Below are 13779 nucleotides of genomic sequence, written 5' to 3'. Positions count from 1 at the left end.
CTCCCTAGATGAGTTTTTGATCCTTCAAAAGTTCTTCCAAGTAAGTTCCCTTAACATGTTTCAGTAATCGCTGAATAACCATTTTTTCCGGTGGGGTCAACGGTAATTCCAATAAGGACTTTTCGTCATTCAAATAGTACACAGAACTAAGGATCGATCGAATATCAAACGATGAATCAAAGACCTCTGGAACACCACGGTCGACGTTCAGCAGTTGATAGACCGCCTCCATTGCCGTCCGGACTGAATATTCGGTGGTAAAGACCGTGTCACGCCTTGTTTCAGCGAAGTTACCGATAAATGCCAAGTTGGTTGAACCGGCTGGGACAACCAGCGGTCGATCGCCTGCCTGCCGCGGCATGAAGTACGAGGTAATGTACGGCATGTGGGCCGGAATCGTGTTGGCTGATTGGGCAATCTCTTCGATCTCATCAACGGGGACGCCAATGTGGTATAAGAACTCCTCGCAGATTTCAATTCCTGAGCAGTCGGCAATCTTCTTTTGAACATAGTTTCCAGGTAAATCTGAGAACAAGCCATAAGTCCAGACAACCAGCTCATTTGGTTTTTGCTGAGCGAAATGTGGCTGACGACTAACCGTTAGTCCCATCAACCAGTTGGAATCCCGAATCGACACTGGCCCGCTGGTAACCAATTGACCACTGTGCGGATCTTTCTTGGTAATCCGCTCAATGTATGGCACAATTCGATCGTCAGTGAACGTGGTCGTGGCAGAAATCACCCAGTTGGCCGGAGGAATGTTCTGGTAAAATTTCTTCGGGTGACCGAATGCAGGATCCTGTTTAGCCAGATTCTCCCAAAGCGTCCAAGCTGCGCCAACCGCATGTTCCTTCGCTGCCGGATGATCGTTATCCCCATAGGTCGTACTTTCAGTAATCGACCCGTTGGTAATGAAGACGAAATCATTTGGCGTCAAATCAATGCTTTTCTCCACCCCGTCTTCAATAATCTCCAGCTTGGTAGCGGTCTTCTTCCCATCAGTAGTGTCGACAATCACATTTTCAACCGTGGTATTGAATTGGAAACTGACACCCCGATCTTCCAGGTATTTGACCATCGGTTTAATCAGCGACTCATACTGATTGTATTTGGTGAATTTTAGTGACGACATATTTGGCAGCGTGCCAACGTGGTGAACAAATCTCATCAGGTAGCGTCGCATTTCTGCAGCACTGGCCCATGGTTCAAAGGCAAACATCGTTGACCAATCCAGCCAGAAATTAGACTTGAAGAAGTCATCGGAAAAGACGTCGTTGATCTTTAAATTATCCAATTGGTCTTCAGGTGTCATCACTAACTTGGCGATTTCTTCCACTGCTTTTCTGGACAGGGTGAATTTGCCGTCAGTTGGAATTCGGTGGCCGCGCTTCTCGATTGCCCGGGCATGTGAAAAACTCGGGTCATCCTTGTTCAGCCAATAAAATTCGTCCAAGACTGAGACGTCGGGATTCTCCAAGCTTGGAATTGACCGAAACAGGTCCCACAAGGTTTCAAAGTGCTGTTCCATTTCCCGACCGCCACGGACAATATAGCCCTTGTCAGGATTATAAATGCCATCCATACTGCCTCCTGGCAGTGACAGCTCTTCTAAGACGTGAATATTTTCCCCCGGCATTTGCGCATCACGAACCAGAAAGACTGCGGCGGCCAGTGACGCCAGACCCGAACCGATCAAATAGGCTGACTTGTTGGCAACACCAGCGGGTTTCTTGGGTTTGGCAAAGGCCTCATAATTGCCATTAGAATAATACATAAATATGCCCCCTTCTAAAGCACATCTGTCATGTAACCGTTTACAGGGGTATTATAAACCCATCCCACCTCAGGAGGGTCAAATTTACCCAGACCGATTTGGGAGAAAAAGAGCTGCCGGAAAAGCAACAACTTTACCAACAGCTCTAATCATTTCTTAAAATGTCATGCAACTACTGAGCATCCGCTTCCAGCAAACTCTCCTGCAAGGCAGCCAGCTTGGTGGTCACATAGATTGGAAATTCGTCCGGGTTGACCAACCGCTGAGTGGCAGCTGGAATCTCGGTTAGTTTTTGTTTGGAATACTTTTGAATATCAAAGACACTTGGAAAAGCCATCTTCAAATCCGTGCCGGCCAAAACTTCATTTTGGAGTGGCTTGGCGTCAAACTTCTCGATTCGCTGTTCCCGTTTGGTAGCCAGTGGGTTAGCCTTCACCACCGTAATCGGTTGATCCAAGGATTCATCACTGAGGGCGATAACATCCGCAAAGGCCTTGTCAGTCCCCGGTTGATAAAGCCGGTAGACCTGCTTGAGACCAGGCAGGGTAACCTTTTCCCGGCTGGCACTGACTTTGATCTTAGGAATCATTTTACCGTTCTCAATAACGGCAGCGAGTTTGTAAACCCCGCTGAGGACCGGTGAAGAAGCACTAGTGATCAGCTTCTCACCAATCCCAAAGTTATCCAACGGCGCACCCTCATTAAGGAGTGAAGCGACCACGTGCTCGTCCAGGGCATTTGAAGCCGTAATCTTAACTTCCGGCAAACCGGCATCGTCGAGCATCTTGCGGGCAGCCTTGGAAAGTTGACTGATGTCACCGGAATCAATTCGGATTCCAACTGGTTTGTGGCCGTTGGCTTTCAATTCTTTAAAGACTTTAATCGCATTCGGCACGCCAGATTTCAACACATCATAGGTATCAACCAGTAAGGCGGCATTGTCTGGATAAACTTCTGCCCATTTTTCAAAAGAGGTCAATTCGTCTGGGAACGATTCGATCCAAGCATGGGCCATGGTGCCGGCGGCCGGGATGCCAAATGCTTCGGCTGCCAACACGTTGGAAGTACTGGAACAGCCGCCAATCACAGCAGCTCGGGCACCATACGTCGCACTGTCGGGGCCTTGCGCTCGTCGGGCACCAAACTCCATCACCGGCCGGCCATCAGCCGAGTAGGTAATCCGACGGGCCTTGGTGGCGATCAGTGACTGATGATTCAAAATATTGAGAATCATTGTCTCAAATAATTGCGTTTGCAGCAGCGGTCCACGAATTGTCAGCAGCGGTTCTCGTGGAAAGACAGGCGTCCCTTCCGGAATGGCGGATACCTGACAATCGAATTTGAAATCTTTTAAATACGTCAAAAAATTCTCTTGAAACAGGTTCAGTGACCGGAGATACTCGATGTCACTATCGTCAAAGTGGAAATTCTGCAGCGCTTTGACGGCCTGCTCCAAGCCAGCAGCAATCACAAAACTACCGTTATCGGGAACCTTCCGGAAGAAGACATCGAAGACCCCCTGCTCATCGGTAATCGTCTGTCGATAGCCGTTAGCCATTGAAAATTCGTATAAATCTGTCAACATTGATAAGTTACTCATTATGTTTCGACTCTTTTCATTGGGATTAAAAGTACCTTTAACTTTTATATTCTTAAAATAAAAGTGTTCCAAACTTTTATTCTACGTTACAACGACTCCGATAACATTTCAAGCGTTTACGCCCGCAAATGAGCTAATTTGTACAACCGAGCCGGCCGACCGGGACCGTTGACCTCGCTGGAACCAATATCAGTAAAGAGATCTTGGTGGCTTTTCTTGAAATTCGAGTTGTCGATTTGATCCACCCGAAGTTTTAAAAATGGCGAATAGACCCGCCGAGCATCTTTGAGCGTGAATTGTCGCCCAAGAATCAACAGGATATTAGGCTGATAATCCAGTTTGTTGCGAATTCGCTCACAGGCAACCTTCAAAATCCATTCATGATCAAATGCCAGGTGTTTGTCAGGATCAGCGTTGGTCCCGCCAAATTCTGCATAGTACGTCCGTTGAACCGGGCAATCTGTGGATTGGAAAATATGATCCGAATCGCTAAAGGTGTACGTTTTATCCGTATATCCCATGGTGAACCACCGGGCATCCGAGGCACCATAACCCGCCTTGAGCTGCGGTTTATCGGGTAAAAATGTCATGTACCCCAAAGACAGTGCCCGATCGCCAGGTGTCCGCAGAGGATTGGTAAAGGTTGCCAACTGTTCAGTGTGACTGCCTGACAAATCCATGCCAATCTTTTCTCGGACTAGGCGCAACGCAGTCTCTTCGGCACTTTCCTGGGAGCGCATAAAGGTTTCCGGTAATGCCCAGTAGTTGTTGTAAGGATCGTTATCGCGTTTGACCAGCAGAATATTGACCCGATTGGTGGCGTGGTCGAAGCTCCAGATTAAATTAGTGATGGTGATAAATGGCCGTTCAAGAATATTTTGTGAGTCCAACGGTATGCCTCCTGCCTTGATGATTAATGTTACTAACAGAATCATAATACTCCTATTTAGTAATAAAAATGATAATTGTTGTCGATATTGATGAAAACTTAGCATTCCTCTCGTCCTGTAAGTACTAAGAGGCAGCTCAAGTGGGAAATTTTGCTGGTTTGGCTCTGCCTGCCATAGTGGCTTTGATTTCAAGCCTGTAGTCTTGAAATACAAAGGTGTTGTAATTGCCGATTTCATCGGCTTCAACAACACTTTCACTATGGCTGTCAATGCCAAACCAGCAAAATTCGGCCTCATTCCGTTTGATTCACGAATCGTGCAGTTCCTTTTCAATCACTTTTATCCAAACTCATAGATATGCTGCCAGTAGCCGGGTTCCAGTTTACCGGCATTGCCAGCTGTAGTGTCCATGCTGTTGAAACGACTGCAAGTCGTGATTACAGCATCTTGGCATTTCGAGACTACAGGCTCGAAATCCAAGCCACTACAGCAGGCGGAGCCGGTGAACTGGAACCCGGCGACATTTTAACCAAACTTGGTTTGAAGATAAAAAAGCAGGTCAATCGCGGATAGCGGTTGACCTGCAGGTGTTTGAGATGCATTAATCTTCTGGTTTGTAGTTAGGTGCTTCTTTAGTAATGTTGACATCATGCGGGTGAGATTCTCTCAAGCCGGCATTGGTGATTTGCACGAATTGGGCGCTGTCATTGAGATCTTTGATGGTTGCTGAGCCAGTGTAACCCATTCCTGAACGCAGGCCGCCGACCATCTGGAAAACGATGTCGTTGATGCTGCCTTTATATTCGGTTTCGCCTTCAATACCTTCAGGAACTAATTTGTTGGCTTCACTGACACCGCCTTGGAAGTAACGGTCAGCTGAACCATGTTGTTGTTCCATGGCAGCAACACTGCCCATGCCACGGTATGACTTGTACTTCTTACCATGATCTTCAAAGACTTCACCAGGAGCTTCGTCAGTTCCGGAGAAGACGCTTCCGAGCATCACGGCACTACCACCGGCAGCTAATGCCTTCACGATGTCGCCTGAATACTGGATTCCGCCATCAGCGATGATTGCCTTGCCCCATTTGCGGGCAACACTGGCTGCATCGTAGACAGCTGTAATTTGAGGAACGCCAACGCCGGCAACAACCCGAGTCGTACAGATCGAGCCGGGGCCAATTCCAACTTTGACAACGTCAACGCCGGCTTGGAAAAGGGCTTCGGTTCCGGCGGCAGTGGCAACGTTGCCGGCAATTAAAGTGGTGTGAGGATAGTGGTCACGAATTTCGGCAATCTTACGAAGAACTCCGGCTGAATGGCCATGGGCGGTATCGATCACGATCGCATCGGCACCGGCTTTTAGTAAAGCGGATGCCCGGTCAAAAGTATCGGATGAAACCCCAACAGCGGCGGCAACCAACAACGCATCGTTGTCGTCTACCGCAGCTTTAGGTGTGTCGGCAGTCTTCTTAACTGCCTTCACCTTGGCAATCTCAGCGGCTTGATCTTCAATACTCAAATTCTTATGAACCACACCCATGCCACCAAGCTTGGCTAACGCAATCGCCATCTTCGATTCGGTAACAGTGTCCATTCCGGCACTTAGAAAAGGAACATTCAACTTTAAGTTGTCTGCCAATTGTACTGATAAATCCACATCATTTGGTAAAACATCGCTCGCTGCAGGAATCAACAGCACATCATCAAACGTCAAACCTTTTTTACCGAATTTTTCATCCCAACTAACCATCTATCTCGCTCCTTTTAAATGTTGATTGCTTAATAACTTATCATTTTCATTTTAGTTATTCAACGTCTCTGAAAGAATTCTCATACGCTTCTCATAAAAATGATGAGGCCCTTAAGCAAATCGTTTTCTGAAATTGTATTGATTATACACGACTCTTCCGAATAAATAAAGACCATCGTTCATCTTTTTTCGTCGTCTGGCATTTATTTCAAAAATTTACATTTTATTGTTCGTGTTTGGAGCATGGACAAAAAATGGCTTGATCAAATGACAAATCATCTGACCAAACCATATCGTTAAATGCATTATTAGTTTTAGAATACACCACCGGTAATGTTGAATCGGCGTCTGACGAAGAAGGCTGCCACTCCTGACAACACACCCAACACGATGTAGACGATTGGATTCAAGACTGGGTTCAAAACTGGCGGTAGAATTGATGACAGCGTGAAGATTCCCATCCACACGATCAGGAACAAGACGACCAGGATGATGCGAATCCAAATTGAGAAACGATGCTTAACACCTGGTGTGAACATCATCGTCACAATTGGAATGCCCAAGCCGGCAACTGCCGCACTAATGAGAATTCCAGTGATGCCCATCATTGGTGAGTGTTGGCCGCCCTTTGTTGGCAGGAACCACAGAACCCCATACATCAAGAAGAAGATCGTCAAAAACAGGACAGCATTGTACCCGGCGTTCTTCCAATAGTCTCTGCGTGGATCAGCTGGCCTTGCCGGTGGATGAACCGTCGTTTCAATCTTTTGATCGACAGTCCCCCACATATTTCTGGCAGTTTTGCCTGACTTCTGGCCCTCCAGCAATTCCTGAACCATTGTCTGGACGGCTTCGTTCTTCTTGTCTGCAGACAGTTTGGTGGCGCCAAGTGCCTGGTTAAACTTGAACATGTACTCAGCATTCCGCTTGGTTAACCCAATGTTATCGAACTGGGAATGGACAATTTTGGCCGCATGATCCCGATCCTGATGCACCTGGGCATTCTTCTGACGCGCTTTGCTGTTGGCATTGCGCTGTGTGTCATCGTTGCTACTCACTAGCTTCACTCCTTAAAATAACGTCTAAACGTTAAACCTAAATTCAACAATATCGCCATCTTGCATGACGTAATCTTTTCCTTCAAGACGCAGTTTACCTGCTTCCTTGACTGCTGCTGGTGTCTCCAATTTGTCCAAATCATCAAAGGCCATGACTTCGGCACGGATGAAGCCCCGCTCAAAGTCTGAATGGATGATCCCGGCAGCTTGAGGGGCCTTGGTACCCTTCTTAAAGGTCCAGGCACGGGTTTCCTTACCACCTGCAGTGAAGAAGGTCTGCAGGCCCAAAAGCTTGTATGAGGCTCTGATAAGCCGGTTTAAACCGGGCTCCTTAACTCCTTCAGCCTCCAGAAATTCAGCCTTTTCGTCGTCATCCAATTGGGCAATTTCTTCTTCGGGACCGGCAGCGACCGCAATTGCTTCGGCACCCTCTTTGGCAGCGAATTCCCTGATTTCTGGGAAATACTTGGAGTTCTCCGGGTCAGCCATGTCGTCTTCAGCGATATTGGCAACGTAGAGAACCGGTTTGCTGGTCAACAAGAATAGACCCTTAACAATCTTTTGCTCGTCGTCATCAAAGTCGATTGAACGAACCGAACCGCCGTCTTCCAAAACCGGCTTGATTTTTTCAAGAACGGCCAATTCCGCTTTGGCTTCCTTGTCATTACCCTTGGCAGCGCGTTGAACCTTCCCTAACCGCTTGTTGACGGAGTCCAGGTCGGCAATGCCCAATTCCAAATTAATGGTGTCGATATCGTCCAGTGGATCAACCTTGCCGGAAACCGTGGTAATGTTGTCATCGTCAAATGCACGGACAACGTGGACAATCGCATCAACTTGACGGATATTTTCCAAGAACTTGTTACCAAGTCCTTCACCTTTGCTGGCACCCTTAACGATACCGGCAATGTCGGTAAATTCGAAGGTGGTCGGAACCACTTTCTTGGCTGGAATTAATTCTTGAATTCGGTCAAGGCGCTTGTCGGGGACTTCAACCATCCCGACGTTGGGGTCGATGGTGGCAAATGGGTAGTTGGCCATTTCCGCTCCGGCCTTGGTAATCGCATTGAACAAAGTCGACTTGCCGACGTTTGGTAAGCCGACGATTCCTGCTGTTAAAGACATAACTTAAACGCTTCTTTCTGGTTTATTTTTCAGCTTTTTCAAGGATCTTTTTTAATTTGTGATCAAATTCTCTTCGGGGCATCATCACAATGTGGCCGCAGCCGGTACATTGGATTTTGATATCCGCACCCATTCGAATGATCTGCCAGCGGTTGGTGCCGCATGGATGAGGCTTTTTCATTTCAACTAAATCGTTTAAATCATACATAAATGAAGTCTCCTTTCGGCAACGTGACTAGTCCAAATCGACCCCAAACATTTCCAGGATCCGGTTAAGATCGTCAGTTGAGGTATACTCAATTTCAATCTTACCTTTACCCTTCTTGCGTGATGAATTGACAATCGAAACCGATGTGCCAAATTTTTCTTGGAGTTGACCTTCTGACGCCCTGACAAATGGTGATTTTCTGGGGGCCTTTTTCTTTTTAGCCGGCTTGTTGCCGTTAATCTTGGCAGCAGCCTGCTCCAGTTGACGGACAGTTAATGATTCATTGACTGACTTGCGAGCCAATTTGATGAGTTCCTGCTTGTTGTTAACCGAAAGCAGGGTTCTGGCCTGGCCCATTGAGAGTTTCTTGTCTTCGAGCATTTTCTTAACTTCGGTCGGCAGGCCCAGAATTCTTAAGTAGTTGGCAATGTATGGCCGGCTCTTGCCCAATCGTGCAGCAACCTGTGCCTGGGTCAGGTCCAGTCGACTCATTAACATGTTGTAGGCTTCCGCTTCTTCAAGCGTGGTCAAATCCTCTCGCTGCAGGTTTTCCATCACAGCGATTTCCATCATCTGCTCTTCATTGACACTGCGGATGATGGCCGGAATCGTCTCCTGCTTGGCAATTTTGGATGCCCGCAGTCGACGTTCACCAGTTAATAATTCAAATGAGTCAACTTCCGGATCGGGCTGCCTGACAATGATTGGCTGGAAGACACCGGAGTTCTTAATTGAAAGGGCCAGATCTTCCAACGCTTTTTGGTCAAAACGGTGGCGGGGCTGGTACGGATTGGGCTTGATGGTGCTGACTTTCAGGTCAACGACATCTTCTTTACTCGTATCGACATTATTGTCTTGGAACAAGGCTTCAATCCCCTTGCCAAGACCAGTTAGTTTTTTCTTATTAGCCATGGTTTGCCAGCACCTCTTTTGCCAGATTCATATATTTCTCAGCACCCTTTGACTTTGGGTCGTAATCCATGATTGGCAGACCATAGCTTGGTGCTTCCGATAAGCGGACGTTTCTTGAAATAATGGTGTCGTAAACCTCATCCTTGAAGAATTTGCGGACCTCGGTATTAACCTGTTCGCCCAGATTGGTTCGGGCGTCGAACATGGTTAATAATACCCCTTCGATCTTCAAATTTGGATTGAAATGCTTCTTGACCAATTGAATGGTGTTCAATAATTGGCTCAACCCTTCCAGGGCATAGTATTCACTCTGCACCGGAATGAGAATCGAGTCACTGGCTGTGAAAGCATTGATAGTAATCAAACCAAGCGACGGTGGACAATCAATCAATACGAAATCATATTGGTCTTTGACGGCATCCAGGGCGGCCTTCAAACGGGTCTCTCGGGCCATCTGGGGTGTTAATTCAATCTCTGCACCAGACAGTTGAATGGTTGCCGGGACAATGTCCAAACCCTCATGTGAGGTGTGGACGATTGTTTCTGCCATCGGTTCTTCATTCACCAAGACATCATAAATATCTTTGGTGATGTCTGCCTTTGAGACGCCAACTCCACTGGTCGCATTCCCCTGAGCGTCGGCATCTACCAGGAGGATTTTCTTCCCCAGCGAAGCCATCCCGGCACCCAAATTGACGGCCGTCGTGGTCTTGCCGACGCCGCCCTTTTGGTTCGCAAGCGCGATTACGTATGTCATCTTTCATCCCTCCTCATCGTTTGATTTGATCCAGGGGCTCACGGTTGGGTGTCCCTGGCTTTCGTGGATATTTCTTAGGTGTCTCCTTGACCTTATCAATCACAATAACGTGCCGTTCTTCATCAGAAACTGGCAGTGAAAATTCAAAGTCCCCCGAGACTTTGCCGCCAAGCAGTTGAATCGCTGGCTGAGCATCCGACAGTTCCCCTTCAGCCTTGGCAGCCTTTAAGGCAACCATTTTGCCGCCGACTTTAGCCAATGGCAGGCAAAGTTCACTCAAGACGGTTAATCTGGCCACGGCACGGGCGGTCACTAGATCGTACTGCTCACGATGCTCAGATCTTTTACCGCCGAATTCTTCGGCGCGGGCATGAAACAGCTCAACGCCGGTCAAATTCAATTCTTTGACCAAGGTTGTCAAAAAGTTAATCCGCTTATTCAATGAATCAACGATCGTCACTTTGAGTTGTGGGAAAAGAATTTTTAACGGTAATGATGGAAATCCGGCCCCCGCTCCCACATCACAAATCGACAATGGCGCTGTTTTAATCTGTGAAACAAAAAAGGCTGGTGTAATCGAATCGTAGAAATGTTTGAGATACACTTCAGGCTTTTCTGTAATTGAGGTCAGATTAACGTGTTCGTTAACGGCCACTAACAGCTTAAAATAGGCATCGAACTGATCCATCTGCTGGTCAGTGACTTCGATACCTTTATCCAAAAGCGCCTTTTTGAATTGATCATTGTTCATGCTTGATTTCTCCTGATGTGTGAAACAATCTGTTTCACGTCTTATTATACTTTACCTTAAAATAGCTTGACTGACAAGGTGTCCAAAGACATTTGTCGGTTGCATACATATAAGATTTTAACATGTTTTGCCATGAATTTATTGAGTTTAGTAAATTCACCTGTAAATCAAGGTTATTGAAGTTGTCAACCTGATCAATCCGCAAATAAAAACAACCAGTCGGATTGACTGGTTGCTGATGTCTGGTGTTAATTTAATTTAACTGGGCTCTCGTCGCGGTGCCCATATTCGCGGACGTGTTCCTGAACAATCTCGCTGACCACCTGAGCCGTCTTGGTCATCGCTTCGGTACTGACATATTCATAAGGGCCATGAAAATTGTCACCACCGTTAAATAAGTTGGGCGTTGGAATGCCTTTTGCGGTAATCGCATTACCGTCAGTGCCGCCTCTAAACGGTGTAATGCTGGGCGTTATTCCCAGCTGATGATAGACGTTCAATGCCAGATTGACGATGTATGGATGCTGTTTGACCGTATCGCCAATGTTTTGATACTGTTCATTAATCTTCAGACTGACTCTTGGAGAATCATATTGATCATTAATTCGGTCGACAATCTGATGTAACAGTGCCAAATTACGACGGTATTTCTGCGTATCAAACTCGCGAATAATGAGATTGAGATGGGCCTCCCCCACTGTTGCAGTCATGTCGGTGACCAAAATGAAGCCTTGGTGATCGCGACTTTTTTCAGGAACCTCGTCTTTTGGCAATGCACTCATAATTTCATTGGCCAAGGTAACGGCATTGACCATCAAACCATAAGCATCCCCGGGATGAACCGCGGTGCCGCGGATATCAATTTTGGCCTCGGAAGCATTAAAGGTCTCAGCTTCGATTTGTCCGGGCTGGCCGTTATCCAAGGTATAGGCAAATTCAGTCCCAAATTCTTTGGCAGGGAACCGTTTAGCGCCACGGCCAATTTCTTCATCGGGGCCAAAGGCGACTTTTACATCTCCATGCTCAACGTCAGGATGGGTTAGAAAATATTTGAGAGCGCCAAAGATTGCTGCAACTCCGGCCTTGTCATCTGCGCCAAGCAAGGTGGTGCCATCAGTCGTGATGACCCGCTGGCCAACATAGTGCTTAAGCAGTGGAAATTCTTTCGGGCTCAACACCATCTGCTTCTCGGCGTTCAAGACAATCTCGCCGCCGTCATAGTTTGGATGAACCTGAGGTTGAATGTTTTCGGCATTATAATCGGCGGTATCCAAGTGGGCAATAAATCCAATCGCACTCAAATCCTTATCAGAATTACTCGGCAAGCTCCCAATCACATAGGAATTTTCAGGTTCGTACTTGGCATCCGCGATCCCCAAATCGTGAAGATCTTTTTCAACCATTTTCGCGAGTTTGACCTGGCCGACAGTGGTTGGCACTGTGTGACTGTTCGCATCGGATCTCGTGTTGACTTTGGCATATTTGATGAATAGTTCCTCGATTAATTTAGAATCATAATCAGTTATTTCGCTCAATGATTTCACCTACTTTGCAATGTATGTTGGATTATGAGAAAACAAAAAGCGCCCCTTAGCCCAACTACGGACTAAGGGACGCTCCTGCGCGTTACCACCCTATCTTCGTGTATCTAAAATACACCTCGACGGTACCATTTAAAATCGATATCCGGCAAAATAACGTTTGCTGACGGATCACCGGCTTCTACCGGTCACCTGCTCGGAGCTCATCTTCATCATCTTGACAATCAAGCCTCTCACCAAATGGCTCTTCTCTTTAGATCGCCTCGATCACTACTCTTCTCGTCATCGCATTGTTCTCATGTGTTTTTAATGTTAGATTCATTATGCCAATCAACTGGGAAAGTGTCAAGACGTAGGGTGCAGAAAAACTATTACAGCCGTCCAACAAAAAAACAGCCAGAAAAAATATCTGACTGCCTAGAAAATTTACTTATTAATCTTAGAAACTTCATCCAAGAACCACTTGTTAAAGGCCCCAGCGTCAATATCCACACAAACATTAGCGTTGGTCTTGCCATCATGGTAAGCACCACGGATATCGCCGACAGTTTCGCCAATGGCTGGACCGTCAGTGACAATGTCGATCCACATCTTCTTGGTGGTAATTGCTTCTGGATGAAGCAGGTAGAAGATGGTGTTGACGTCGTGCATGGCAATTCCTTCAGCGCTGTTATCACCATCATGAATGATGATGTCATGCAGCATCTTACCGGTTTCGTTCATGTGCTCGAGCTTGCTGAGAGAGTCCGGGGTGATCAGGGCCTTCATCGTAATATCCAGGCCAACCATCGTAATCGGGATTCCAGAATTATACATAATTCGTGCGGCATCCGGATCGGTGAAGACGTTAAACTCGGCAGCAGAAGTCATGTTGCCTTTTCCAAGTGACCCACCCATTGCGACGATCCGTTCGATGTGGTCCTTCACTTCAGGATATTCACTGAACAGCAAGGCCACGTTGGTATAAGAACCAGTTGGGACCAAAGTAATCTTTTCATCACTGCTCATGATCGTTTCTCTTAAAGCCTCAACGGCACTAACATCCAATGGCTTTGGCAGATCTTCTGGGAAATCATAGCCTGGCATCCCTGATTCACCGTGAATCCGGGCAGCATCTTCAAATTCTTTAATCAACGGCTGTTTGGCACCGGCTGCGACCGGCACCTTTTTATTGAAGAAGCGGACAATCTTTTGCGCATTCTTAGTCGTCTTGTCCACGGTAACGTTGCCGGCAACACTGGTAATCAACTTCAGGTCAATCTCGGGATCGTTCAACGCCATGGTTAAAGCGGCAGCATCGTCAATTCCGGGATCGGTATCCATAATAATTTTGATGGTCATGATAAGTTCCTTTCCAAACAATATTTGTTAATATCAAACGCTTACAATTAGTTCCTAACAAGAAGCGAA

General features: G+C 46.8%; 13 protein-coding genes. 1 reads left to right on the top strand and 12 read right to left on the bottom strand.

Annotated features, from left to right (window positions below):
- Positions 1-4: 4 nt before the first annotated feature.
- The 3 genes from KE627_RS08845 to KE627_RS08835 form a co-directional block, all read right to left on the bottom strand.
- Positions 5-1774, bottom strand: a complete 1770-nt coding sequence (locus tag KE627_RS08845; RefSeq protein WP_013727421.1) for an oleate hydratase — start codon at positions 1772-1774, stop codon at positions 5-7.
- Positions 1775-1946: 172 nt separating this feature from the next.
- Entirely contained in the window at positions 1947-3377 is a 1431-nt protein-coding gene (locus tag KE627_RS08840) for a nicotinate phosphoribosyltransferase (RefSeq protein ID WP_172874480.1), read from the bottom strand.
- 113 nt (positions 3378-3490) lie between these two features.
- Entirely contained in the window at positions 3491-4309 is an 819-nt protein-coding gene (locus KE627_RS08835) for an NUDIX hydrolase (RefSeq protein WP_056938822.1), read from the bottom strand.
- A gap of 312 nt (positions 4310-4621) precedes the next feature.
- Between KE627_RS08835 and KE627_RS08830 the strand changes: the two genes are divergently transcribed.
- Positions 4622-4837: a hypothetical protein gene (locus tag KE627_RS08830; protein ID WP_041805588.1), complete on the top strand. Its 216-nt coding sequence runs from the start codon at positions 4622-4624 to the stop codon at positions 4835-4837.
- Positions 4838-4865: 28 nt separating this feature from the next.
- Here KE627_RS08830 and guaB read toward each other — a convergent pair whose 3' ends face one another.
- The 9 genes from guaB to rihC form a co-directional block, all read right to left on the bottom strand.
- On the bottom strand, positions 4866-6017 hold the full coding sequence (guaB, locus tag KE627_RS08825) for an IMP dehydrogenase (RefSeq protein ID WP_013727418.1): 1152 nt from the start codon (positions 6015-6017) through the stop codon (positions 4866-4868).
- A 314-nt stretch (positions 6018-6331) separates the two neighbouring features.
- Positions 6332-7075: a DUF1129 family protein gene (locus KE627_RS08820; RefSeq protein WP_056938821.1), complete on the bottom strand. Its 744-nt coding sequence runs from the start codon at positions 7073-7075 to the stop codon at positions 6332-6334.
- A gap of 24 nt (positions 7076-7099) precedes the next feature.
- Positions 7100-8200 carry a redox-regulated ATPase YchF gene (ychF, locus tag KE627_RS08815; RefSeq protein WP_013727416.1) on the bottom strand — a complete coding sequence of 367 codons (1101 nt, stop codon included), beginning with the start codon at positions 8198-8200 and terminating at the stop codon, positions 7100-7102.
- Positions 8201-8222: 22 nt separating this feature from the next.
- On the bottom strand, positions 8223-8408 hold the full coding sequence (locus KE627_RS08810) for a DUF951 domain-containing protein (RefSeq protein WP_013727415.1): 186 nt from the start codon (positions 8406-8408) through the stop codon (positions 8223-8225).
- 27 nt (positions 8409-8435) lie between these two features.
- Positions 8436-9320 carry a ParB/RepB/Spo0J family partition protein gene (locus KE627_RS08805; RefSeq protein ID WP_013727414.1) on the bottom strand — a complete coding sequence of 295 codons (885 nt, stop codon included), beginning with the start codon at positions 9318-9320 and terminating at the stop codon, positions 8436-8438.
- Complete coding sequence (locus KE627_RS08800) at positions 9313-10077, bottom strand: ParA family protein (RefSeq protein ID WP_056938820.1); 765 nt, start codon at positions 10075-10077, stop codon at positions 9313-9315. The genes KE627_RS08805 and KE627_RS08800 overlap by 8 nt, the downstream gene beginning before the upstream one ends.
- Before the next feature lie 13 nt (positions 10078-10090).
- Positions 10091-10828, bottom strand: a complete 738-nt coding sequence (rsmG, locus tag KE627_RS08795; RefSeq protein WP_013727412.1) for a 16S rRNA (guanine(527)-N(7))-methyltransferase RsmG — start codon at positions 10826-10828, stop codon at positions 10091-10093.
- A gap of 248 nt (positions 10829-11076) precedes the next feature.
- Positions 11077-12354, bottom strand: coding sequence for a peptidase T (gene pepT, locus KE627_RS08790; RefSeq protein WP_173667577.1), 1278 nt, complete (start codon positions 12352-12354; stop codon positions 11077-11079).
- 441 nt (positions 12355-12795) lie between these two features.
- Positions 12796-13710, bottom strand: coding sequence for a ribonucleoside hydrolase RihC (rihC, locus tag KE627_RS08785; protein ID WP_013727410.1), 915 nt, complete (start codon positions 13708-13710; stop codon positions 12796-12798).
- Positions 13711-13779: the final 69 nt, after the last annotated feature.

Source organism: Lentilactobacillus buchneri (assembly GCF_018314255.1).
Lineage (GTDB): Bacteria > Bacillota > Bacilli > Lactobacillales > Lactobacillaceae > Lentilactobacillus > Lentilactobacillus buchneri.
Note: the sequence above shows the minus strand (reverse complement) of the source record. Positions and strands in the feature narration are given on the sequence as shown.

Excerpts from the sequence above, each read along its gene's own strand:
- KE627_RS08845 (WP_013727421.1), bottom strand. The coding sequence starts at position 1,774 with ATGTATTATTCTAATGGCAATTATGAGGCCTTTGCCAAACCCAAGAAA.
- KE627_RS08835 (WP_056938822.1), bottom strand. The coding sequence starts at position 4,309 with ATGATTCTGTTAGTAACATTAATCATCAAGGCAGGAGGCATACCGTTG.
- KE627_RS08830 (WP_041805588.1), top strand. The coding sequence starts at position 4,622 with ATGCTGCCAGTAGCCGGGTTCCAGTTTACCGGCATTGCCAGCTGTAGT.
- guaB (WP_013727418.1), bottom strand. The coding sequence starts at position 6,017 with ATGGTTAGTTGGGATGAAAAATTCGGTAAAAAAGGTTTGACGTTTGAT.
- ychF (WP_013727416.1), bottom strand. The coding sequence starts at position 8,200 with ATGTCTTTAACAGCAGGAATCGTCGGCTTACCAAACGTCGGCAAGTCG.
- KE627_RS08810 (WP_013727415.1), bottom strand. The coding sequence starts at position 8,408 with ATGTATGATTTAAACGATTTAGTTGAAATGAAAAAGCCTCATCCATGC.
- KE627_RS08805 (WP_013727414.1), bottom strand. The coding sequence starts at position 9,320 with ATGGCTAATAAGAAAAAACTAACTGGTCTTGGCAAGGGGATTGAAGCC.
- KE627_RS08800 (WP_056938820.1), bottom strand. The coding sequence starts at position 10,077 with ATGACATACGTAATCGCGCTTGCGAACCAAAAGGGCGGCGTCGGCAAG.
- rsmG (WP_013727412.1), bottom strand. The coding sequence starts at position 10,828 with ATGAACAATGATCAATTCAAAAAGGCGCTTTTGGATAAAGGTATCGAA.
- rihC (WP_013727410.1), bottom strand. The coding sequence starts at position 13,710 with ATGACCATCAAAATTATTATGGATACCGATCCCGGAATTGACGATGCT.